Origin of the sequence: Microlunatus spumicola (assembly GCF_039536445.1) — a bacterium.
Taxonomy (GTDB): Bacteria; Actinomycetota; Actinomycetes; order Propionibacteriales; family Propionibacteriaceae; genus Microlunatus; species Microlunatus spumicola.
Genome location: NZ_BAAAYR010000004.1, coordinates 564653 through 590203, shown reverse-complemented (window position 1 = coordinate 590203; position 25551 = coordinate 564653). Strand labels below are relative to the sequence as shown.

General features: G+C 74.5%; 1 pseudogene. It reads left to right on the top strand.

Going from position 1 to position 25551, the window contains the following annotated elements:
• Window positions 1–119 precede the first annotated feature (119 nt).
• Window positions 120–25551, top strand: a pseudogene (locus ABD665_RS21690) (DUF7507 domain-containing protein); the annotation flags it as partial.

Sequence of the window (25551 nt, the reverse complement as noted above, 5' to 3'; positions counted from 1 at the left end):
TGCCGTTCGCGGGTCCGGGGGGACCTGTGTCCTCGACCACCCGGTCGAGGACGACCACGCAGGTCGTGGACCCCCCTCCCCGGGCCGGTCCCCGACGACATCCCTGTCGGAGAGGGTGCATGGCCCGGAGCGCAGTGCGGCGCCCGCCGTTCAGCACGGTCGAGAGGCTGCGACGTCCCACGGCGTCGCTGGTCGTGCTCACCCTGCTCGCGGCCGCCCTCGCGCTCGGCGTCCCGATCGCCGCACCCACCCCGGCCGTCGCGGCCCCCGGCACGCCCGGGGTCGCGCAGGCGCCGGCGACCGTCCTCAACGAGACCTTCGAGCTGGGTCAGGGCACCGGGTCCACCCCGGTCGACCAGTACGTCGGCGCGGGCGGTCAGCGCTACACGGCCGCCCCGTACTGGCTGACCTCCTGCAACGGCATCGTCCTCAGCGGCACGAGCACCGCGACCAGCACGACGAACAACAACTGCGCCGCCAACGTCTACCCCAACCTGCGGACCCTGGCGACCCTGCTCGGCGCCCAGAACGGGACGTCGCCGAACAACACGAACCACGCCGTCACCGCCTACACCGAGGCGGCCGACTCGACCAGCACGAACGAGCTGTCGACGGTCGCGCCGCGCACGCTGTCCGGGCCCAACCGGTACCTGGCGTTCAAGGTCAACTACGCGGCGATCAACTGCACCAACGTCGGGACGACCCCGCCGGTCCTGCAGTTCGCCTACCTCGACCAGAACGGTGCGGCGACGTCGATCCCGGGGACGCAGAACGCCTGCAGCGGCTCGAGCATCCTGAACGGGACCAGCCGGGGGACGTTCACCAGCGCCCCCGCCCTGTACGCCGGCAGCTCCGTCGGGGTCCGCGTGCTCAACACCACCGTCACCGGGAACGGCAACGACGGCGCGATCGACGACCTGCAGATCCTCGACGTCACCCCGCAGCTCGACGTGGCGTTCAGCCCGAGCACCATCAACAGCGGCGGCACCTCGACGCTGACCTACACGATCACCAACACCACCGACCTGCTCGCCAAGAACGCCTTCTCCTTCACCAACGCGCTCCCGGCGGGCCTGACCGTGGCGGCGACGCCGAACTACGCGACCACCTGCACCGGCACCCCGATCGCCACCGGCAACACCGCCGGGTCGACCTCGCTGACCTTCACCGGCTCGCTCGCGGCGAACGCGACCTCGTGCACCGTCACCGTCGACGTCACGTCGCGGACGCCGGGCACGACCGTCGACGCACCCACGGCCTTCACCACTCTGAACGGGCTGAACGCCCCCGCGGCGACGACCCTCGCCGTGAACGCGCTGCCGGCGCTGTCCTGCGTGACGGGGGTCGTGGCCACCCTGAGCGCCACCGGCGAGGTGTGGTCGGTCGCCACCGGGACGGGCGCGCGCACCCAGCTGGGCGACTTCCCCGGCACCACGAACAACGCCCTGGCCATCAGCGCCGACGGCCGGTTCGCCTACTCGGCGACGTCGACGGTCACGGCGGGGGCCGCGGTGACCTTCAGCCGGCTGGACCTGACCACCGGGGCCACGACGAGCTTCTCGGCCGGCACCGCCAGCACGGCCGGCACCGCGGTCGGTGGGGCGGTCAACCCTGTGACCGGCGTCTACTACGTCTCCGTCTCGCCCAACACGGGGAGCTTCGACCTCTACGGTTTCGACCCGTCCGCGGGGACGAACGGGTCGGCGATCGGGCGGGTCGGCACCATCAACGGCTTCGGCACCGCGGGCGGCAACGGCGACATCACCTTCGACGGCCAGGGCCGGCTGTACGCGGTCGCCTCCGGCACCACGGACGGCAGCACCCAGCTGGGCATCCTCAAGCAGACCGTCCCCACCACCGCGGGGACGGGCTCGCTGCCCGTCACCGTCCTCACCACGCTGCCGACGGGTTCGAGCTTCAACGGCGTCACCTTCGACGGCGACGGCTTCCTCTACCTGACCACGAACACCGGGACCGCCGGGTCCCTGGTGAAGGTCGACCCGAACTCGGGGGCGACCGTGTCGACCACGGCCCTGACCGGCGGCACGGGCAACACGGTCGACGCGGCCGACTGCAGCTACCCGCCCGTGCTCACCCTGCGGGCGAACGTCGCGGGGCGGGTGAACGCTACCGACCAGTTCACCCAGACGATCAGCGGCAACGGCCTCAGCTCGGGCAACACCGGCACGACCACCGGCACGGACACCGGCGTCCAGGGCGACCCGGGAGAGCTGGCGGGACCGATCGCCGGCGTCCAGGGCCGGACGTACACCCTGGCCCAGACGGCGGCGAGCGGCAGCCTCACGACCTACAACCAGACGCTCGGCTGCGTGGACACCGCCAACGGCAACGCGAACGTGGCGGTGACCGGCTCGAGCGTGACGATCCCCACCGGCACGGCCAACCCGGCCAACGTCGTCTGCACCTACACCGACACCCCGCTGACCGCGACCCTGACGCTGGCCAAGACGGCCAGCCGCAGCACGGTGACCGCGGCGGGCCAGGTCGTGACCTACAGCTACCTCGTGACGAATACCGGCACGGCGACGGTCACCGGGATCGCGGTCACCGAGTCGGCCTTCACCGGCACCGGGACCGCCCCGACGCCGAGCTGCCCCGCCGGCGCCGCGTCCCTGGCGCCGGGCGCGTCGGTGACCTGCACCGCGACCTACACCGCCACCCAGGCCGACGTCGACGGCACCTCCTTCCGCAACACCGCGCGCGCCGCCGGCTCGTCGGTGGTGGGGGCGGTGAGCTCGGCGACGGACAGCGTCACGGTCACGGCCAACCCGACGTCCACGCTGGTGCTCACCAAGACCGCGGGCACGCCGACCGACCCGAACGGCAACGGCCGGGTCGACACCGGCGACCGCATCGCCTACGGCTTCGCCGTCCGCAACAGCGGCACCTCGACGCTCACCGGGCTGGCCATCGTCGACGGCAAGGTCGGCGCCACCACCTGCCCGACGACCACGCTGGCGCCGGGGGCGACCACCACCTGCACGACGACGAACCCGTACACGATCACGCAGGCGGACGTCGACGCCGGCACGGTCAACAACTCAGCGACGGCGACGGCGCGCACCGCCCAGGGCACGCTGGTCACCTCGGCGGCCTCGACCACCTCGACCCCGACCACCCAGGTCTCGAGCCTCGCGCTCACCAAGTCGGCCGGCGCCCCCACCGACACGAACACCAACGGTCGGGTCGACGCCGGGGACCGGATCGCCTACACCTTCGGCGTCACCAACACGGGCACGGTGACGGTCTCCACGCTGGCCGTCGCCGACGCGAAGGTCGGCCCGACCACCTGCGTGGCCTCCTCGCTGGCGGCGGGCGCGAGCACCACCTGCACGACGACGACCGCGTACACGATCACCCAGGCCGACGTCGACGCCGGCGCGGTGAACAACACCGCCACCGTGACCGGCCGCAACCCGGCGGGCACGACGGTCACCTCGAACGCCGCGGCGACGGCGACGCCGACCAGCACGGTCACGACGCTGACCCTGACCAAGACCGCGGGCACGCCGGTCGACGTCAACGGCAACGGCCGGACCGACGTCGGGGACCGCGTCTCGTACGCCTTCACCGTCACGAACGCGGGGGCGCTCACCCTGACCGGCGTGGTCGTCAACGACGCGAAGGTCGGTGCGGTCACCTGCACCTCGACCACGCTGGCCCCGGGCGCCTCGACCTCCTGCACGAGCGGCGCCTACACGATCACCCAGGCCGACGTCGACGCCGGCGCGGTCGCCAACACCGCCGGCGCGTCGGCCGTGGCCCCGAACGGCGCGGCCGTCGCGTCGAACGCCGCCACCGTGAGCACCCCGACGACGGCGATCGCCTCGCTCCGGCTCAACAAGTCGGCGGGCGTCCCGGTCGACGTGAACACCAACAACCGGATCGACGCGGGCGACCGGATCACGTTCAGCTTCCTCGTCACCAACACCGGTACGCAGACCGTCCGGACCGTGGCCGTCGCCGACCCCCGGATGAGCGTCAGCTGCCCGGCCACGACGCTCGCCTCCGGCGCGAGCACCACGTGCACCGGCACCTCGACGATCACGCAGGCCGACGTGGACGCCGGCTCGGTGACCAACACCGCGACGGCGACCGGCCAGTCGCCGGCCGGCACGACGGTCACCTCGAACAGCGACTCCACCGCCACGCAGACCGACCTCGTCGCCACGATCGCGCTGACCAAGACCGCGGGCACGCCGGTCGACGTCAACACGAACGGCCGCGTGGACGCGGGCGACACCATCGCCTACACCTTCCGCGCCACGAACACCGGCTCGCTGACCCTGCGCAACGTAGCGGTGGCCGACTCGCGCCTCACCTCGGCGATCACCTGCGCGGCGACCACGCTGGCCCCCGGGGCGGCGACGACCTGCACGCCGGCCGCGTCGTACGTCGTCACGCAGGCCGACGTCGACGCCGGGACCGTCGCGAACACCGCCACCGTGAGCGGCCGCGACCCGAACAACGTCCTGCGCACCTCGAGCCCGGCGAGCACGTCCACCCCGACCTCGACGGTCACCACGCTTGGCCTCACCAAGACCGCCGGCACGCCGACCGACCCCAACGCGAACGGCCGGGTCGACGCGGGCGACCGGGTCGGCTACACGTTCCTGGTCACGAACACCGGCGTCCGGACCATCACCGGCGTGGCGATCAGCGACGCCAAGGTCGGCGCGACCAGCTGCCCGGTCACGACGCTGGCGCCGGGCGCGAGCACCACCTGCACGACCACCGCGCCCTACACGATCACCCAGGCCGACGTGAACAGCGGCGCCGTCAGCAACACCGCCACGGCGACGGGCGTCGGCCCGACCGGTGCGGCGGTCACCTCGAACGCGTCGTCCACCGCCACCACGACCTCGAGCGTCGCGACGCTCGCGCTGGTCAAGACCGCGGGCACGCCGACCGACGTGAACGGCAACGGCCGGGTCGACGCGGGGGACCGGGTGGCCTACGCCTTCGCCGTGACGAACACCGGCGCGGTGACCCTGTCGACGGTCGCGGTCGTCGACGCGAAGGTCGGGGCGACCAGCTGCCCGGTCACGACGCTGGCGCCGGGCGCGAGCACGACCTGCACCACGAGCGCCCCCTACACGATCACCCAGGCCGACGTCGATGCCGGCGCCGTGAACAACACCGCGACCGTGACGGCCCGGACGCCCGGCGGCGCCACGGTCACCTCGAACGCCTCCTCCACCGCGACCCAGGTGTCCGCGGTCGCGACCCTGAGCCTGACCAAGGCGGCGGGCGCCCCCACCGACGTGAACACCAACGGCCGGGTCGACGCCGGCGACCGGGTGCCCTACACGTTCCTCGTGACCAACACCGGGTCGGTGACCATCAGCGGCGTCGCGATCGCCGACGCGAAGGTCGGGGCCACCACCTGCCCGGCGACCACGCTGGCGCCGGGCGCGAGCACCACCTGCACGACGACGGCGCCGTACGTGATCACCCAGGCCGACGTCGACGCCGGCGTCGTCACGAACACGGCGACCGCGACCGGTCGGAACCCGGCCGGCGCGGTGGTGACCTCGGCGAGCTCGAGCACGTCGACCCCGACCTCCACGACGGCCACGCTGACCCTGACCAAGACCGCCGGCACCCCGGTGGACGTCGACAACGACGGCCGCACGGGCACCGGCGACCGGGTCGGCTACACGTTCACGGTCACGAGCACCGGCGCGCAGACCCTGACGAACGTCGCGATCGTGGACCCGAAGGTCGGCGCGACCACCTGCGTCGCGACCTCGCTCGCCCCCGGCGCGAGCACCACCTGCACGACGACCGCGGCCTACGCGATCACCCAGGCCGACGTCGACGCCGGCGCGGTGACCAACACCGCGACCGCGACCGCGCGCAACCCCGCGGCCGGCACGGTCACCTCCAACGCCGCCTCCACCGCGACGCCGACCACGAGCACCTCCGCGCTGACCCTGACCAAGACGGCCGGCGCACCGGTCGACGCCAACGGCAACGGCCGTACGGACGCCGGCGACCGGATCGGCTACACCTTCCTCGTCACCGCCACCGGCACCCAGACCGTCAGCGGCGTCGCGATCGTGGACGCCAAGGTCGGGGCGACGACCTGCCCGGTGACCACGCTGGCCGCGGGCGCGAGCACCACCTGCACGACGACGGCCGCCTACACGATCACGCAGGCGGACGTCGACGCCGGCACCGTGGCCAACACCGCCACCGCGACCGGGCGCAACCCGGCGGGCGCGACGGTCACCTCCAACGCGTCGAGCACCTCGACGCCGACGGCCACCACCGCGACGCTGAGCCTGACCAAGCGGGCGGGCACCCCGAACGACGTGAACGGCAACGGCCGGGTGGACGCCGGGGACCGGATCGGCTTCACCTTCACCGTCACGAGCACGGGCGCGCAGACCCTGACGAACGTGGCGATCGTCGACGCGAAGGTCGGCGCGACCACCTGCGCGGCGACGACGCTGGCCCCGGGCGCGGTCACCACCTGCACCACCACGACCCCGTACACGGTGACCCAGGCCGACGTCGACGCCGGCGCCGTCACCAACACCGCCACCGCGGCCGCGCGCAACCCGGCCGGGACCGCCGTCTCCTCGAACGCGTCCTCCACCGCGACGCCGACCTCGACCATCACGACCCTGGTCCTCACCAAGAGCGCCGGCACGCCGACCGACACCAACGCCAGCGGGCGGGTCGACGCCGGTGACCGGGTCGCCTACTCCTTCCTGGTCACCAACACGGGTGCGCAGACCCTGACGAACGTGGCGATCGCCGACGCGAAGGTCGGGGCCACGAGCTGCCCCGCGACCACGCTGGCCCCGGGCGCGAGCACCACCTGCACCACGTCGGCGCCGTACGTCATCACCCAGGCCGACGTGGACGCGGGCGCCGTGAACAACACGGCCACCGCCGCCGCGCGCACCCCGGCCGGCGCCGCGGTGACCTCGAACGCCTCGAGCACGACGACGCCCACCTCGACCGTCGCCACGCTCGCCCTGACCAAGACGGCCGGGACGCCCGTCGACGCCAACACGAACGGCCGGGTCGACGCGGGCGACACCGTGACGTACGCCTTCGGGGTCACCAACACCGGGGCGCTGACCCTCACCGGGGTCGCCGTGGCCGACCCCAAGGCCGGGACCACGAGCTGCCCGGCGACGACGCTGGCGCCCGGGGCGAGCACCACCTGCACGACCACGGCGCCGTACGTGATCACGCAGGCCGACGTGGACGCCGGGTCGGTCGCCAACACCGCGACCGCCGCCGGGCGGACCCCGACCGGGACCGCCGTGACCTCCAACGCGGCGTCCACGGCCACGCCGACCTCCACCGCGTCGACCCTGACCCTGACCAAGACCGCGGGCACCCCGGCCGACACGAACGGCAACGGCCGGGTCGACGCGGGCGACCGGATCGCCTACTCCTTCGCCGTCACGAACACCGGCGCGCAGACCCTGACCAACGTCGCCGTCGTGGACGCCAAGGTCGGCGCGACGACCTGCCCGGCGACCACGCTCGCGCCGGGCGCGACCACCACCTGCACGACGACCACCCCGTACGCGATCACGCAGACCGACGTGAACGGCGGCGCGGTGGTCAACACGGCGACGGTGACCGCGCGCAACCCCGCGGGGACGGCCGTCACCTCGAACGCGTCCACGACCACCACGCCGACCTCGCAGGTCCTCAGCCTGAGCCTGGCCAAGACCGCCTCCGCCCCGACCGACGTCAACGCCAACGGCCGCACGGACGCCGGCGACCGGATCGGCTACACCTTCACGGTCACCAACACGGGCGCCGTGTCGGCGAACGGGCTGGCCATCGTCGACGCCAAGGTCGGGGCCACCACCTGCGCGGCGACCTCCCTGACCCCGGGGGCGACGACCACCTGCACGACGACCGCGCCCTACACGGTCACGCAGGCCGACGTGGACGCCGGCGCCGTCACGAACACCGCGACGGCCACCGCCCGGAACGTCGCGGGCACGGCCACGACCACGTCGAACGCCGCTTCGACGTCCACCCCCACCTCGACGGTTTCCACGCTCACGCTCACCAAGAGCGCGGGCACGCCGGTCGACGTGGACGCCGACGGCCGGATCGACGCGGGGGACCGCGTGGCCTACTCCTTCCTGGTCACCAACACCGGTGCGGTGACGCTCACGAACGTCGCGATCACCGACGCCAAGGTCGGCGCGACCAGCTGCCCGACGACCACGCTCGCGCCGGGCGCCTCGACGACCTGCACCACGACCGCGCCGTACGTCATCACCCAGGCCGACGTGGACGGCGGGGCCGTGGCCAACACCGCGTCCGCGACGGCCCGGACCCCCGGCGGCACGCCCGTCACGTCCAACGCCTCCTCGACGTCGACGCCGACCTCCACGGCGGCCACGCTGGCCCTCACCAAGACCGCCGGCACCCCGACGGACGTGAACGGCAACGGCCGCGTCGACGCGGGCGACCGGGTCGGCTACACGTTCGGCGTGACGAGCACCGGCGCGCAGACGATCACCGCGCTGAGCATCGTGGACGGCAAGGTCGGGGGGACGACCTGCCTCGCGACCACGCTGGCGCCGGGGGCCACGACCACCTGCACGACGAGCACCGCGTACGTGATCACCCAGGCCGACGTCGACTCCGGCGCGGTGAGCAACACCGCGACCGCGCGGGGGCGCAACCCCGCCGGCGCGACGATCACCTCGAACGCCGCCTCCACCGCCGTCCAGGCCTCGGCCGCGGCGACGCTCGGGCTGGTCAAGACGGCGGGCACGCCGACCGACGTGAACGCCGACGGTCGGGTCGACGCCGGTGACCGGATCGCCTACGGCTTCGCCGTCACGAACACGGGGTCGCTGACGCTCACCGGCGTCGCGGTCACCGACGCCAAGGCCGGGGCCACCACCTGCCCGACCACGACGCTGGCCCCCGCCGCCTCGACCACCTGCACCACGGTCGCCCCCTACGTGATCACGCAGGCGGACGTCGACGCGGGCGCCGTCGTCAACACCGCCACGGCCGCGGGCCGCACCCCCGCGAACGTCGCCGTCGCCTCGAACGCCTCCTCGACGACGACGCCCACGTCGACCGTCTCCACCCTGACGCTCGTCAAGTCGGCGGGGACGCCGACCGACGTGAACGGCAACGGGGCGACCGACGCCGGCGACCAGGTGACCTACAGCTTCCGGGCCACGAACACGGGTGCGGTGACGCTCACCGGGCTGGCCGTCGTCGACCCGAAGGTCGGGGCGACGTCCTGCCCGGCGACGACGCTGGCGCCGGGCGCGACGACGACCTGCACGACGTCCGTCCCGTACACGATCACGCAGGCCGACGTCGACGCCGGCGCGGTCGCCAACACCGCGACGGTGACGGCCCGGACGCCCGCGGGGGCGCCGGTCTCGTCGGCGGGCTCGAGCGTGTCGGTGCCGACCTCGACGACGGCCGTGCTCACGCTGACGAAGACGGCGAGCAACCCGGTCGACGTGAACGGCAACGGCCGGGTCGACGCGGGCGACCGGATCACCTACGGCTTCGGCGTCTCCAACGACGGCGTGCAGACGATCTCCACGGTCGCGATCGTCGACGCCAAGGTCGGGGCCACGACCTGCCCGGCGACCACGCTCGCCCCGGGGGCGACGACGACCTGCACGACGACCACGCCGTACGTGATCACGCAGGGTGACGTCGACGCCGGCGCGGTGAACAACACGGCCACGGCGACCGGGCGGACGCCGGGCGGCACGCGGGTGACCTCGAACGCGTCGGCGACGTCGACCGCGACCGCGACGGCGTCGACCCTGAGCCTGACGAAGTCGGCCGCGACCCCGGTGGACACCAACGGCGACGGCTACGTCGCGGCGGGCGACACGATCGCCTACCGGTTCGCCGTGACCAACACGGGCGTGCAGACGCTGACGGGCCTGCGGATCGTCGACGGCAAGGTGGGCGCGACGTCGTGCCCGGCGACGACGCTCGCCCCCGGCGCGTCCACGACCTGCACGACCACCGCCCCGTACGTCATCACGCAGGCCGACTCCGACGCCCGGACCGTCGACAACACGGCGACCGCCACCGCGACGGCCCCGGGCGGGGCGGCGGTCACGTCGAACGCCTCCACCACCAGCACGCCGACGAGCTCGCTGCGGCAGCTGTCGCTCGACAAGGTCGCGGGTGCGCCGGTCGACGTGAACGGCAGCGGCCGGGTCGACGCGGGCGACACGATCGCCTACACGTTCGTCGTCACCAACACGGGCCTCCAGACGCTGACGACCCTGGCGATCCAGGACGCCAAGGTCGGTGCGACGACGTGCCCGGTCACCACGCTCGCGCCGGCGGCGAGCACGACGTGCGCGACGAGCAGCCCGTACGTGATCACGCAGGCCGACGTCGACGCGGGTTCGGTGGACAACGTGGCCACGGCGACGAGCCGAGCGCCGTTCGGGAGCCTGATCACGTCGAGCTCGGACGCGACGTCCACCCCGACGTCGACCGCGACGACGCTGGCGCTGGTCAAGAGCGCCGGGGCCGTCACCGACGTCAACACGAACGCCCGCGTCGACGCGGGGGACCGGCTGGGGTACACGTTCGCCGTGACCAACACCGGTGCGCAGACGGTCACCGGCCTGGCCGTCGTCGACCCGAAGGTCGGCGCGACGACCTGCGCCGCGACCACCCTCGCCCCGCGGGCGGGCACCACCTGCACGACGACCGCGCCGTACACGATCACGCAGGCCGACGTGGACGCCGGCGGCGTGGCCAACACCGCGCGGGTGACCGGGCGCAACCCGGCGGGCACGACCGTCACCTCGAACGCCTCGTCGACGAACACCCCGACCAGCACGCTCGCGAGCCTGCAGTTCGACAAGAGCGCGGGGACGCCGACCGACGTCAACGGCAACGGCGCGGTGGACGCCGATGACCGGATCCCCTACACGTTCACCGCCCGGAACACCGGCGCCGTGACCCTCAACCTGCTCACCGTGCTCGACAACCGGGTGAGCGCGACCTGCACGGCGACCACGATCGCGCCGGGGGCCACCAGCACCTGCACGGGCACCGCCACCGTGACGCAGGCCCAGGTCGACGCCGGCGCCGTGAGCAACACGGCGAGCGCCAGCGCCGCCCGGCCCGACGGCACCCGGATCACCTCCAACACCGACACGACCACGACGTCGACCGGCACCACGGCGGTGCTGTCGCTGATGAAGATGGCGAGCAACCCGGTCGACGTGAACGGCAACGGCCGGGTCGACGCCGGTGACCGGATCACCTACAACTTCCTGGTCTCCAACGACGGCGTCCAGACGATCTCCTCGGTGGCGATCGTGGACGCCAAGGTCGGCCCGACGACCTGCCCGGCGACCACGCTCGCTCCGGGAGCGACGACGACCTGCACGACGACTGCGCCGTACGTGATCACGCAGGGCGACGTCGACGCGGGCGCGGTGAACAACACGGCGACGGCGACCGGACGCACCCCGGCGGGGACCCCGGTGACGTCCAACGCCTCCGTCACCTCGACCTCGACCGCGACGACGTCCACGCTCAGCCTGACCAAGTCGGCCGGGGCGCCGGTGGACACCAACGGGGACGGCTACGTCGCCGCCGGCGACACGATCGCCTACCGGTTCGCGGTGACGAACACGGGTGCGCAGACCCTCACCGGCCTGCGGATCACGGACGGCAAGGTCGGCCCGACGACCTGCGTGACGACGACGCTGGCGCCGAACGCCTCGACGACCTGCACGACCAGCAGCCCGTACGTGATCACCCAGGTCGACGCGGACGCCCGCACGGTGGACAACACGGCGACCGCGTCGGGCACGGCGCCGGGCGGGGCGACGGTCACGTCGAACGCGTCGTCGACGTCCACGCCGACGAGCTCGCTGCGGCAGCTGTCGCTCGACAAGGTCGCCGGCACCCCGGTCGACGCGAACACGAGCGGCCGGGTCGACGCGGGCGACACGATCGGCTACACGTTCCTCGTCACGAACACCGGCCTGCAGACGCTGCGCACGCTGACCATCGAGGACGCCAAGGTCGGCGCGACGACGTGCCCGGTGACGACGCTGGCGCCGGCGGCGAGCACGACCTGCGCGACGAGCAGCCCGTACGTGATCACGCAGGCCGACGTGGACGCGGGTTCGGTGGAGAACGTGGCGGCGGCGACGACGCGGGCGCCGTTCGGCAGCCTGATCACGTCGAACTCCGACGCGACGTCCACCCCGACCTCGACGGCCACGACGCTGGCGCTGGTCAAGACCGCCGGCGCGGTCACCGACGTCAACACGAACGGCCGCGTCGACGCCGGGGACCGGCTGGGCTACGCGTTCGCCGTGCGGAACACGGGCGCGCAGACGATCACCGTGGTGACCGTGGTCGACGCCAAGGTCGGCGCGACGACGTGCCCGGCGACGACGCTGGCGCCGGGCGCGACGACGACCTGCACGACGACGGCGCCGTACACGATCACCCAGGCCGACGTCGACGCCGGTGCGGTCGCGAACACCGCGCGGGTGACCGGGCGCAACCCGGCCGGCGACACCGTCACCTCGAACGCCTCGTCGACGTCGACCCCGACCAGCACCCTCGCCGCGCTGACGCTGACGAAGTCGGCGGGCACGCCGACCGACGTCAACGCCAACCGCCTGACCGACGCCGGGGACCGCGTCGCCTACAGCTTCCGGGCGACGAACACGGGCGCGGTGACGCTCACGGCCCTGGCCGTCGTCGACCCGAAGGTCGGCGCGACCACCTGCCCCGCGACCACCCTGGCGCCGGGCGCCGCGACGACCTGCACCACGTCCGCCCCGTACACGATCACCCAGGCCGACGTCGACGCCGGCGCGGTCGCCAACACCGCCGCCGTCACCGCGCGGACGCCGGCGGGCGCGACCGTCACCTCGCCGAGCTCGAGCGCGAGCGTGCCGACCGCCACCACGGGGACGCTGTCGCTGACCAAGTCCGCGAGCACCCCCGCCGACGTGAACGGCAACGGCCGGGTCGACGCGGGCGACCGGATCAGCTACAGCTTCGAGACGACGAACACCGGGCCGGTCACCCTCACCGGCCTCGCCGTCCTCGACGCCAAGGTCGGCGCCACCGGCTGCCCGGCCACCACGCTGGCCCCCGGCGACGTCACCACGTGCACGACGACCGCGCCGTACACGATCACCCAGGCCGACGTGGACGCCGGGACCGTGCGCAACACCGCGACCGTCTCCGGCCGGACGCCGGCGGGGGCGACCGCGACCTCGAACGCCTCGTCGACCACGACGCCGACGTCCACCGTGCGCACCCTGAGCCTGACGAAGTCGGCCGGGGCCCCGGTCGACGTGAACGGCGACGGCTACGTCGCGACGGGCGACACCATCGCCTACCGCTTCGCCGTGACGAACACCGGCGCGCAGACCCTCACCGGGGTGCGGATCGTCGACGCCAAGGCGGGGGCGACGACCTGCGTGGCGACGACGCTCGCGCCGGGGGCGTCGACCACCTGCACGACGAGCAGCCCGTACGTGATCACGCAGGCCGACGCGGACGCCCGGACGGTCGACAACACGGCGACGGCGACGGGCACGGCCCCGGGCGGGGCGACGGTCACCTCGAACGCGTCGTCCACGTCCACCCCGACGAGCACGCTGCGCCGGATCCTGCTCGACAAGGTCGCGGGCGCCCCGGTCGACGTGAACACGAGCGGGCGGGTCGACGCCGGCGACACCGTGGCGTACACGTTCGTGGTCACGAACCAGGGCCTGCAGACGATCGGCACGCTGGCGATCGACGACGCCACGGTGGGGGCGACGAGCTGCCCCGTGACCAGCCTGGCGCCGAACGCCACGACGACCTGCACCACCACGACGCCGTACGTGGTCACGCAGGACGACGTCGACTCGGGTTCCGTGGACAACCTGGCGACGGCGACGGCGCGGGGCCCGCTGGGGACCCTGATCACCTCGAACTCCGACGCCACGTCCACGCCGACGTCGACCGCGACGACGCTGGCCCTGGTCAAGAGCGCCGGGACCGTGGCGGACACCAACACGAACGCCCGGGTCGACGCCGGGGACTCCCTGCCCTACACCTTCGCGGTCCGGAACACCGGTGCGCAGACCGTCACGGGGCTGGCCGTGGCCGACCCCAGGGTCGGGGCGACGACCTGCGCGGTGACGACGCTGGCGCCGGGGGCGGGCACCACCTGCACGACGACGGCGCCGTACGTGATCACCCAGGCCGACGTCGACGCCGGCGCGGTCGCGAACACCGCGCGGGTGACCGGGCGCAGCCCGGCGGGCGTCACCGTCACCTCGAACGCGTCGTCGACGGCCACGCCGACGAGCACGGCGGCGAGCCTGCTCTTCGACAAGTCGGCCGCCGCGCCGACCGACGTGAACGGCAACGGGCGCACGGACGCCGGCGACACGATCACCTACCGCTTCACGGCCACCAACACGGGCGCCGTGACCCTGACCGTGCTCGCGGTGAACGACAGCCGGGTCGGCGCCACCTGCTCGGCCACCACGCTGGCGCCCGGCCAGACCAGCACCTGCACGGGCACCGCCACGATCACGCAGGCCCAGGTCGACGCGGGCGCGGCGACGAACACGGCCACGGCGAGCGCCCGGCGCCCCGACGGCACGACGATCACCTCGAACGGCGACACCACCACCTCGTCGACCTCGACGGCCGCCGCGCTGCAGCTCGTGAAGTCGGCGAGCGCTCCGACCGACACCAACGCCAGCGGGCGGGTGGACGCCGGCGACCGCCTCACCTACTCCTTCGCCGTGACGAGCACCGGCGTCCAGACCATCAGCGGGCTCGCCGTCGTCGACCCGAAGGTCGGCGCCACGTCCTGCCTGGCCACGACGCTGGCCCCCGGGGCGGGCACCACCTGCACGACCACCGCGCCGTACACGATCACCCAGGCCGACGTCGACGCCGGCGCGGTGGCCAACACGGCCACCGTCACCGGCCGCAACCCCGCGGGCGCGGTCGTGACGTCCAACGCCTCGTCGACCTCCACGCCGACCTCCACGACCGCAACGCTCAGCCTGACCAAGAGCGCGGGGACGCCGGTCGACGCCAACGCGGACGGCCGGACCGACGTGGGCGACCGGATCGCCTACGCGTTCCTCGTCACCAACACCGGCGCGCAGACGGTCTCCGCCGTGACCGTCGCCGACGCCAAGGTCGGACCGACCACCTGCCCGGCCACGACGCTCGCCCCCGGCGCCAGCACGACCTGCACGACGACGACCGCGTACGCCGTCACGCAGGCCGACGTCGACGCGGGCGCGGTCACCAACACGGCCACGGTGTCCGGGCGCAGCCCGGCCGGGGCCACGGTCACGTCCAACGCCTCGTCGACCAGTACCCCGACCACGACGCTGGCCACGATCTCCCTGACCAAGACCGCCGGCGCCCCGGTGGACGTGAACGCGAACGGCCGGACCGACGCGGGCGACCGGCTGGGCTACACGTTCGCCGTCACCAACACCGGCCTGCAGACCGTCTCGACGGTCGCGATCGTCGACGCCAAGGTGGGGGCGACGACCTGCCCGGCCACCACGCTGGCCCCCGGCGCCAGCACCAGCTGCACGACGACCGCGCCCTACACGATCACCCAGGCCGACGTCGACGCCGGCAGCGTCAACAACAGCGCCACCGCCACCGGCCGCAACCCGGCCAACGTCCGGCTGGTGTCGAACGCCTCGACCACCGCCACCCCGACCAGCACGGTCGCCACGCTGCGGCTCGACAAGACGGCCGGCACCCCGGTCGACGTGGACGGCGACGGGCGGACCGACGCCGGGGACCGCGTCGCCTACTCGTTCGTCCTGACAAACACCGGCGCGGTGACGCTGACCTCGGTGGCCGTCGCCGACAGTCGGGTCACCGCGGGCTGCCCGACCACGACGCTGGCCCCGGGAGCGGTCACCACCTGCACCGCGACGTACACGATCACCCAGGCCGACGTCGACGCCGGGACCGTCGACAACACGGCCTCCGGCACCGCGCGGCGCCCCGACGGCACCGCGGTGACCTCGAGCCCCGACAGCACCAGCACCGGCGTCAGCACCCTGTCCACGCTCTCGCTCACCAAGACCGCCGGCGCCCCGGCCGACACGAACGCCGACGGCCGCGTCGACGCGGGTGACCGCGTCGCCTACACGTTCGCGGTCGGCAACACCGGGACGCAGACCCTCACCGCGCTGACGGTCGTGGACCCGAAGGTCGGCGCGACCAGCTGTGCGGCGACGACGCTCGCGCCGGGTGCGGGCACCACCTGCACCACGACCGCGCCGTACACGATCACCCAGGCCGACGTCGACGCCGGTGCCGTGGCCAACACCGCCACGGTGACCGCCCGCACCCCGGCCGGCGCCACCGCGACCTCGAACGCCTCGAGCACCTCGACCCCGACCTCGACGACGGCCACGCTCACCCTGACCAAGACCGCGGGCGCGCCGACGGACACCAACGGCAACGGCCGGACGGACGCCGGCGACCGCATCGGCTACGCCTTCGCCGTCACCAACACCGGCGCGGTGACCCTGACCGGCGTCGCGGTGGTCGACCCGAAGGTGGGCGGCACGACCTGCCCGGCCGTCACGCTGGCACCGGGGCAGAGCACCACGTGCACCACGACCACGCCGTACACCGTCACGCAGGCCGACGTCGACGCCGGCAGCGTGGCCAACAGCGCCACGGCCACCGGGCGCACGCCGACGGGCACGACGGTCGGCTCGAACGTCTCCGCCACGGCGACCCCGACCTCGACGACGGCCACGCTCGCCCTGGTCAAGACCGCCGGCACGCCGGCCGACACGAACGCCGACGGCCGCGTCGACGCCGGCGACCGGGTCGGCTACTCCTTCGCCGTGACCAGCACCGGCGCGGTGACGATCACCAGCCTCGCCGTGGTCGACGCGAAGGTGGGTGCCGCCAGCTGCCCGACCACGACGCTGGCCCCGGGCGCCACCACGACCTGCACGACGACGACGCCGTACACGATCACCCAGGCCGACGTCGACGCCGGCGCGGTCGCCAACACCGCCACCGTGACCGGACGCACGCCGACCGGCGCCACCGTCACCTCGAACGCCTCGTCGACGTCCACGCCGACCTCGACCGCGGCGACGCTCAGCCTGACCAAGACGGCGGGCACGCCCACGGACGCGGACGCGAACGGCCGCACCGACGCCGGCGACCGGATCGCCTACGCCTTCCTGGTCACCAACACCGGCGCGCAGACCGTCTCCGCGGTGGCGATCACGGACGCGAAGGTCGGCACCACGACCTGCCCGGCGACCACCCTGGCGCCGGGGGCGAGGACCACCTGCACGACGACGGCGCCGTACGCGATCACGCAGGCCGACGTCGACTCCGGTGCCGTCGCCAACACCGCCACGGCCGCCGGGCGCAGCCCCGCCGGGACGACCATCACCTCGAACGCCTCCTCGACCTCGACGCCCACGGCCACCACCGCGACCCTGACCCTGCGCAAGAGCGCGGGGGCCCCGGTCGACGTGGACGCCGACGGACGTGTCGACGCGGGCGACCGGGTCTCGTACGCCTTCCTCGCGACCAACACCGGGGCGCAGACCCTCACCGCGCTGGCCGTGGTGGACGCGAAGGTCGGGGCCACCAGCTGCCCCACGACCACGCTGGCCCCGGGGGCGAGCACCACCTGCACCACGACCGCGCCGTACGTGATCACCCAGGCCGACGTCGACGCGGGCGGCGTGACCAACACCGCGACCGTCGTCGCCCGCACCCCGGCCGGCGCAGCCGTCACCTCGCCCGCGTCCTCGACGACCACGCCGACCAGCACGGCGAGCGGCCTGCTGCTCGACAAGACGGCGGGCACCCCGGTCGACGTCGACGCCGACGGCCGCACCAACGCGGGTGACCGCGTGCCCTACACGTTCACGGTCACGAGCACCGGCGCGCAGACCCTGACGAACGTCACCGTGGTCGACGCCCGGGTCGGCGCGACCTGCGTCGTCACCACGCTCGCCCCGGGGGCGACGACCACCTGCACCGGCACCACGACCGTGCGGCAGGCCGACGTGGACGCGGGCAGCGTCGACAACACCGCGACGGTGACGGGCCGCGGGCCCACCGGCACGACCGTGACCTCGGCCAGCGACGCGACCTCGACCCCCACCACGACGCTCACCGGCCTCGGCCTGGTCAAGACCGCCGGGGCACCGGTCGACGTGAACGCGAACGGCCGGGTCGACGCCGGGGACCGGCTCGGGTACTCCTTCGCCGTCACGAACACCGGCGCGGTGACGATCAGCGCGGTGGCGATCGCGGACCCGAAGGCCGGGGCCACGACCTGCCCGGCGACCACGCTCGCGCCCGGGGCGACCACCACCTGCACCACCGTCGCGCCGTACGTGATCACCCAGGCCGACGTCGACGCGGGCGCGGTCGCCAACAGCGCCACCGCCACCGGGCGCAACCCGGCCGGTTCCGCGGTCGCCTCGACCGTCTCCACGACCTCCACGCCCACGTCCACGCTGGCCACGCTGAGCCTGACCAAGACGGCCGGCGCCCCCGTCGACGCCGACGGCGACGGCCGCGTCGACGCCGGTGACCGGATCGGCTTCTCCTTCCGGGCCACCAACACGGGCGCCCGGACCCTGACGGACCTGGCCGTGGCGGACCCGAAGGTCGGGGCCACGACCTGCCCGACCACGACGCTCGCGCCGGGGGCCGGCACCACCTGCACCACGACCGCCGCGTACGCGATCACCCAGGCCGACGTCGACGCCGGCGCGGTCGCCAACACCGCCACGCTGACGGCGCGCGCCCCGGGCGGCGCCACGGTGACCTCGAACAGCTCGTCCACGGCCACGCCGACGGCGACCACCGCGGCGCTGACCCTGGTGAAGACGGCGGGCACCCCCGTGGACGTCAACGGCGACGGCCGCGTCGACGCCGGCGACCGCATCACGTTCTCCTTTGCCGTCACCAACGGCGGCGCGACGACGCTGCGCGACGTGGCCGTGGACGACCCGACCGTCGGGACGCCCGTCGTCTGCCCGGTCGCGACCCTGGCGCCGGGGGCGACGACCACCTGCACCGCGACCTACCCGGTGAGCCAGGCCGACGTGGACACCGGAGCGGTCACCAACACCGCCACCGCGACGGCCACCGCGCCGAACGGGGCGGCCGTCACCTCGCCCGCGTCGAGCACCCGGACCGCGACCTCCACCGCCGCGACCCTCGGGCTGACCAAGACCGCGGGCCGCCCGGTCGACGCCAACGGCTCGAGCCGGATCGACGCCGGCGACACGATCACCTTCACGCTGGTCACCACCAACACGGGTGCGCTGACCCTCACCGGGGTGGCGGCCGCCGACGCCCAGCTGCCCGCCTGCACCCCGGTCACGCTGGCCCCGGGCCAGAGCACCACCTGTGTCGGGACCTACGTGCTCACGCAGGCCGACCTCGACCGCGGCCGGCACGACAACACCGCCCGCGCGACCGGCAGCACCCCCACCGGCACCGCGGTGACCTCGGCGACGGCCGCCACGTCGACGCCGCTCGCCACGGCCGCGGCGCTCGGGTTCACCAAGACCGCCGGGGCCCCGACCGACGCCGACGCCGACGGCCGGACCGAGGCGGGCGACACCATCGCCTACACGTTCACCGTGACCAACCCGGGGACGGTCACCGTCGCGGGGATCTCGGTCGTCGACCCCAAGGTCGGCCCGGTCACCTGCCCGACGCGCACGCTCGCACCCGGCGCCTCCACCACCTGCCGCGTGACCTACGCGATCACGCAGGCCGACGTCGACGCCGGTTCCGTGGCGAACACCGCGCGGGCCACCGGCACCGACCCGGGCGGCGACGCCGTGACCTCGCCGGACGCGAGCACCAGCACGCCGACCGCGGGGGCGTCCGCGCTCACGCTGCGCAAGACCGCCGGCACGCCGGTCGACGTGAACGGCGACCGCCGGGTCGACGCGGGGGACACGATCACCTACGGCTTCGCCGTCACCAACGCGGGCACCACGACGCTGACCGGGCTGGCCGTCGCCGACGCGAAGGTGGCGTCCGCCAGCTGTGCGACCACGACGCTGGCCCCGCGGGCCGGGACCACCTGCACCGCGACGTACACGATCACCCAGGCCGACGTGGACGCCGGTGCGGTGGACAACGCCGCCACGGCCACCGCCCGTGACCCGCGCGGCAGCGCCGTCACCTCGCCGGTCTCGACGACCAGCACCCCGACGAGCACGGCCGCGACGCTGACCCTGACCAAGACCGCGGCGGCGCCGGTGGACGCGGACGCGAACGGCCGGACGGACGCGGGCGACACGGTCGCGTACGGGTTCCTGATCACGAACACCGGCGCGGTGACCCTGAACGCCGTCGCGGTCGTGGACCCGAAGGTCGCCGCGGCCTGCCCGGCCACCACGCTGGCGCCGGGCGCGAGCACCACCTGCACGGCCACGTACGTGATCACCCAGGCCGACGTGGACGCGGGCGCGGTGGCCAACACCGCGACGGCGGCCGGCCGCACCCCGACGGGTGCCGCCGTCGGCTCGGCCGCCTCGAGCACCAGCACCCCGACCAGCACCACCTCGGTCCTGACCCTGGACAAGCAGGCCGGGACGCCGGTCGACCGCGACGGCGACGGCCGGATCGCGGCCGGCGACCGGGTGCCCTTCACCTTCGTCGTCACCAACACCGGCGACGTGACGCTGACCGGCGTGGCCGTGGCCGACAGCCGGGTCGCCGGGGGAGCGACCTGCCCGGCCACGACGCTCGCGCCGCGGGCCTCGACCACCTGCACCGCGTCGTACACGATCACCCAGGCCGACGTGGACGCCGGCGCCGTGACCAACACGGCGACGGTGAGCGGCCGCACCCCGGCCGGGGCCACCACCACCTCCGACCCGGACAGCACGGCCACCCCGACCAGCACGGTCGTCGCGCTGGCGCTGGTCAAGACCGCGGCCGCCCCGGTCGACGTGAACGCCGACGGCCGCACGGACGCCGGCGACACCGTCGCCTACCGGTTCGCGGTGACGAACACCGGCGTGCAGTCGGTGACGGGCCTGACCGTCCTCGACGCCCGCATCCCGGGCGGGGCGACCTGCCCGGTCACGGCCCTCGCCCCGGGCGCGGGCACCAGCTGCACGGCCGTCTACACGCTCACGCAGGCCGACGTCGACGCCGGTTCGGTGCGCAACACCGCCACCGCACGGGCCATCGACCCCCGGGGCGCGGCCGTCCTCTCCGCCAGCTCGAGCGCGGTCACCACGACGTCCACGGCGACGAGCGTGACGTTCGACAAGCAGGCGGCGGCGCCGGTCGACGCGAACGCCGACGGGCGGACGGACGCCGGCGACACCATCGCCTACACGTTCGTCGTGACGAACACCGGCGCGCAGACCCTGACGCCGCTCCGCGTCACGGACAGCCTCGTCAGCCCCGCCTGCCCGACCGGGCCGCTCGCGCCGGGGGCGGTCGTCAGCTGCACCGCGACCTACGTCGTCACCCAGGCCGACGTCGACGCGGGCGCGGTGCTGAACACCGCCACGGCGAGCCTGCGCCGGCCCGACGGGACCACGCTGACCTCCGCGCCCGACACGACCACCACGCCCCTGGTCGCCGCCGCGGCGCTGACGCTCCTCAAGACGGCCGGCGCCCCGGTGGACGTGGACGCGGACGGTCGGACCGACGCCGGCGACACCGTCGCGTACGCCTTCCGCGTCACCAACACGGGCGCCCTGACCGTGCGCGGGGTCGCCGTGAACGACCCGCGGCTGACCGCGGCGGCGACCTGCCCGTCGACCACCCTGGCGCCGGGCGCCTCGACCACCTGCACCGCGACGTACACGATCACGCAGGCCGACGTGGACGCCGGCACGATCCGCAACACGGCGACCGCCGCCGGCACCGACCCCGCTGGCGCGCCCGTGACCTCGGGCCCGTCGAGCACGACCACCCCGACCTCCGCGGTCGCCACCCTGGCCCTGGTCAAGACGGCCGGGGCGCCGGTCGACCTCGACGGCGACGGGCGGACCGACGCCGGCGACCGGGTCGACTACCGCTTCGCCCTCACCAACACGGGCGCCGTCACCCTCACGGCTCCCGCCGTGCGCGACGACCGGCTGGCCGCGGCGGCGGCCTGCCCGGCCGGCCCGCTGGCGCCCGGCGCGAGCGTCGTCTGCACCGCGCCGTACACGGTCACCCAGGACGACGTCGACGCCGGCAGCGTGCGCAACACGGCCACCGCCACGGCCACGTCTCCGGCCGGGGCGACCGTGACCTCGAACGCCTCGAGCACCACCACCCCGACCTCGACGAGCGCGGCGCTGTCCGTCGACAAGCAGGCCGGTGCGCCGGTCGACGTCGACGGCGACGGCCGGGTCGACGCCGGCGACACCGTCGCGTACACCTTCGTCGTCACGAACACCGGCGCCCAGAGCGTGACCTTCCTCGCGGTGGTGGACCCGCTGGTCGACGCCCCCTGCGGCACGACGACGCTGCTGCCGGGCCGGAGCACGAGCTGCGCGGCGACGTACACGATCACCCAGGCCGACGTGGACGCCGGCGTCGTCGGGAACACCGCGACCGTGACCGCCCGGCGGCCCGACGGCACCACCGTGACCTCGCAGCCCGACTCGACGGTCACGCCGGTGGTCGGCGTGCAGGGCCTGAGCCTGGTCAAGACCGCGGGCCCGAGCACCGACGTGGACGCGGACGGCCGGCTCGACGCCGGCGACGTGGTGCCGTACGCCTTCGCGGTCACCAACGTCGGCACGGTGACCGTCTCCACCCTGGTGGTCGACGACGACCGGCTGGACGCCCCGGCCGTCTGCCCGGCCACCACGCTCGGCGAGGGGGCCGCGACCACCTGCACCGGCACGCACACCGTCACCCAGGCCGAGGTCGACGCCGGCGTCGTGCGCAACACCGCCGTGGCCCGCGGCGTCGACCCGACGAACCAGCCCGTCGTGTCGGCCCCGAGCAGCACCAGCACCCCGACGAGCGCGGTGGCCACCCTGACCGTGGACAAGCGCGCCGGGGACCTGGTCGACGTCGACCAGGACGGCCGGGTCGAGGCGGGCGACCGGCTGCCGTACTCCTTCCTCGTCACGAACACCGGCGCGGTCACCCTGACCGGCGTGGCCGTGCGGGACGCCCGCATCCCCGCCGGCCCGGCCTGCCCGGCGACCACGCTGGCTCCGGGGGCGTCCACCACCTGCACCGCGACCTACGTCCTGACCCAGACCGACGTCGACGCCGGGACCGTGGACAACTCCGCGCGGGCGGCGGCCGACGACCCGCGGGGCCGTGCGGTCGTCTCCGAGCCCGACACGACGTCGACCGCCGTGACCACGACCTCGGTCCTCGACCTCGCCCTGGTGGCGGGCACGCCCACCGACGTGAACGGCGACGGGCTGGTCGACGTCGGCGACACCATCACCTACCGCGTCGTGCTCTCGAATGACGGCACCCGCACCCTCACCGGGCTGGCGGCGGCGGTGACGTTCCCGGGGGCGGCCCCGGTGACGGCCAGCTGCCCGACGACGACCCTGGCCCCGGCCGGCAGCACGACCTGTCTGGTGACGTACGCGATCACGCAGGCCGACGTGGACGCCGGTTCCGTGGTCGTCTCCGCCACCGCGGCCGGCACCGACACCGCGGGCGCCCCGGTCCCCTCGGACCGGGAGACCGTCACCACCCGGACGGCGACCACGGCGAGCCTCGCCCTCGACAAGCAGGCGGGCACGCCGGCCGACGCGAACGCCGACGGCCGGGTCGACGCCGGTGACCAGATCACCTACACCTTCGTGGTGACCAGCACCGGCGCCCGCACGGTCGCCGACGTCGTGCTGCGCGACCCGCTCCTCGGCGACCCCGCCGCGGACGACCGGCTGCCGTGCGCGACCGGCCCGCTGGGTTCCGGTGGTTCGGCGACGTGCACCGCGACCTACACGATCACCCAGGCCGACGTGGACGCCGGCAGCGTGCCCAACACGGCGACCGTGACGGGCACGGACCCGACCGGCGCACCGGTGCCGACGGCGACCGACTCCACGACCACGCCGACGACCGTCCTGGCCGACCTGACCCTCGACAAGACCGCGGGCGCGCCGCGGGACGTCGACGGCGACGGCCGGATCGGCGCGGGGGACCGGGTGCCCTACACCTTCGTGGTCCGCAACGAGGGCACCCAGACCCTGACCGGGGTGGGCGTGCGGGACGCGCGGACCACCGGCACCGTCGACTGCGACGTGCGCACGCTGGCGCCGGGGGCGCAGGCCACCTGCACGGCCGAGGCGACGATCGGCCAGGCCGACGTCGACGCCGGCGCCCTCACGAACACCGCCACCGCGGTCGGCACCGACCCGGCGGGCGCGGACGTCGTCTCCCCGCCGGACTCGACCACGACCGCCACCGTCGGCTCGGGCTCCCTGCGGCTCGACAAGACGGCGGGCACGCCGGTCGACGTCGACGGCGACGGCCGGGTCGACGCCGGCGACCGGGTCACGTACGGCTTCGCGGTCACCAACACGGGCACCGCCACCCTGAGCGCCGTGACCGTCGACGACCCGATGGTCGGCACGGTCACCTGCCCGGCGGACGCGCTGGCCCCGGGTCTGACCACCGTCTGCACGGCGGCGCCGCACACGATCACCCAGGCGGAGGTGGACGCCGGCGCCGTGGTCAACCGGGCGACGGCCTCCGCCCGTACGCCCGAGGGCCAGCTCCTCACGTCGGCGCCCGCCACGACCACCACGCGCACCTCGGGCGCCTCGACGCTGACGCTGGCCTTCACGGCCGGCACCCCCGTCGACGTGGACGGCGACGGGCGCACGAACGCGGGCGACACCGTCACCTACACCGCGGTGCTGACCAACACCGGGGCGGTCACGCTCACCGGGGTCGGGGTGGTCGAGACGGCGGCCGGCCCCGTGGTCTGCCCGCGCACGACCCTGCTGCCCGGCGAGCAGGTCACCTGCACCACCACGCGCGCCATCACCCAGGCCGAGGTCGACGCGGGCGCGGCGACGAGCACGGCCACGGCGACCGGCACCACGCCGACCGGGGGCACCACCGGCTCCGCCCCGGTCACGGTGACCACGCCCACCGCGGGCGCGGCGACCCTGACCCTCGACAAGTCGGCCGGGGCCCCGGTGGACGTGAACCGCGACCGGCGGATCGACGCGGGCGACACCATCCGCTACACGTTCGTCGTCCGGAACACGGGCGCGGTGACCCTGACGGCCCTGGCCGTCGACGACTCGCGCGTCGCCGCCGCGGCGGTCTGCGACGTCGAGACCCTCGCCCCGGGCGCCACCGCCACCTGCGGCGCCACGTACACGATCACCCAGGCCGACGTGGACGCCGGGACGGTCGACAACGCGGCGTCCGCCGTCGCCACGACCCCGGGCGGGACCCGCGTCGTCTCGGCGACCGACACGACCAGCACGTCGACCACGGCCAGCGCCCAGCTCGTCCTCGTGAAGTCCGCCGACGCCCCGGTCGACGCCGTGGCCG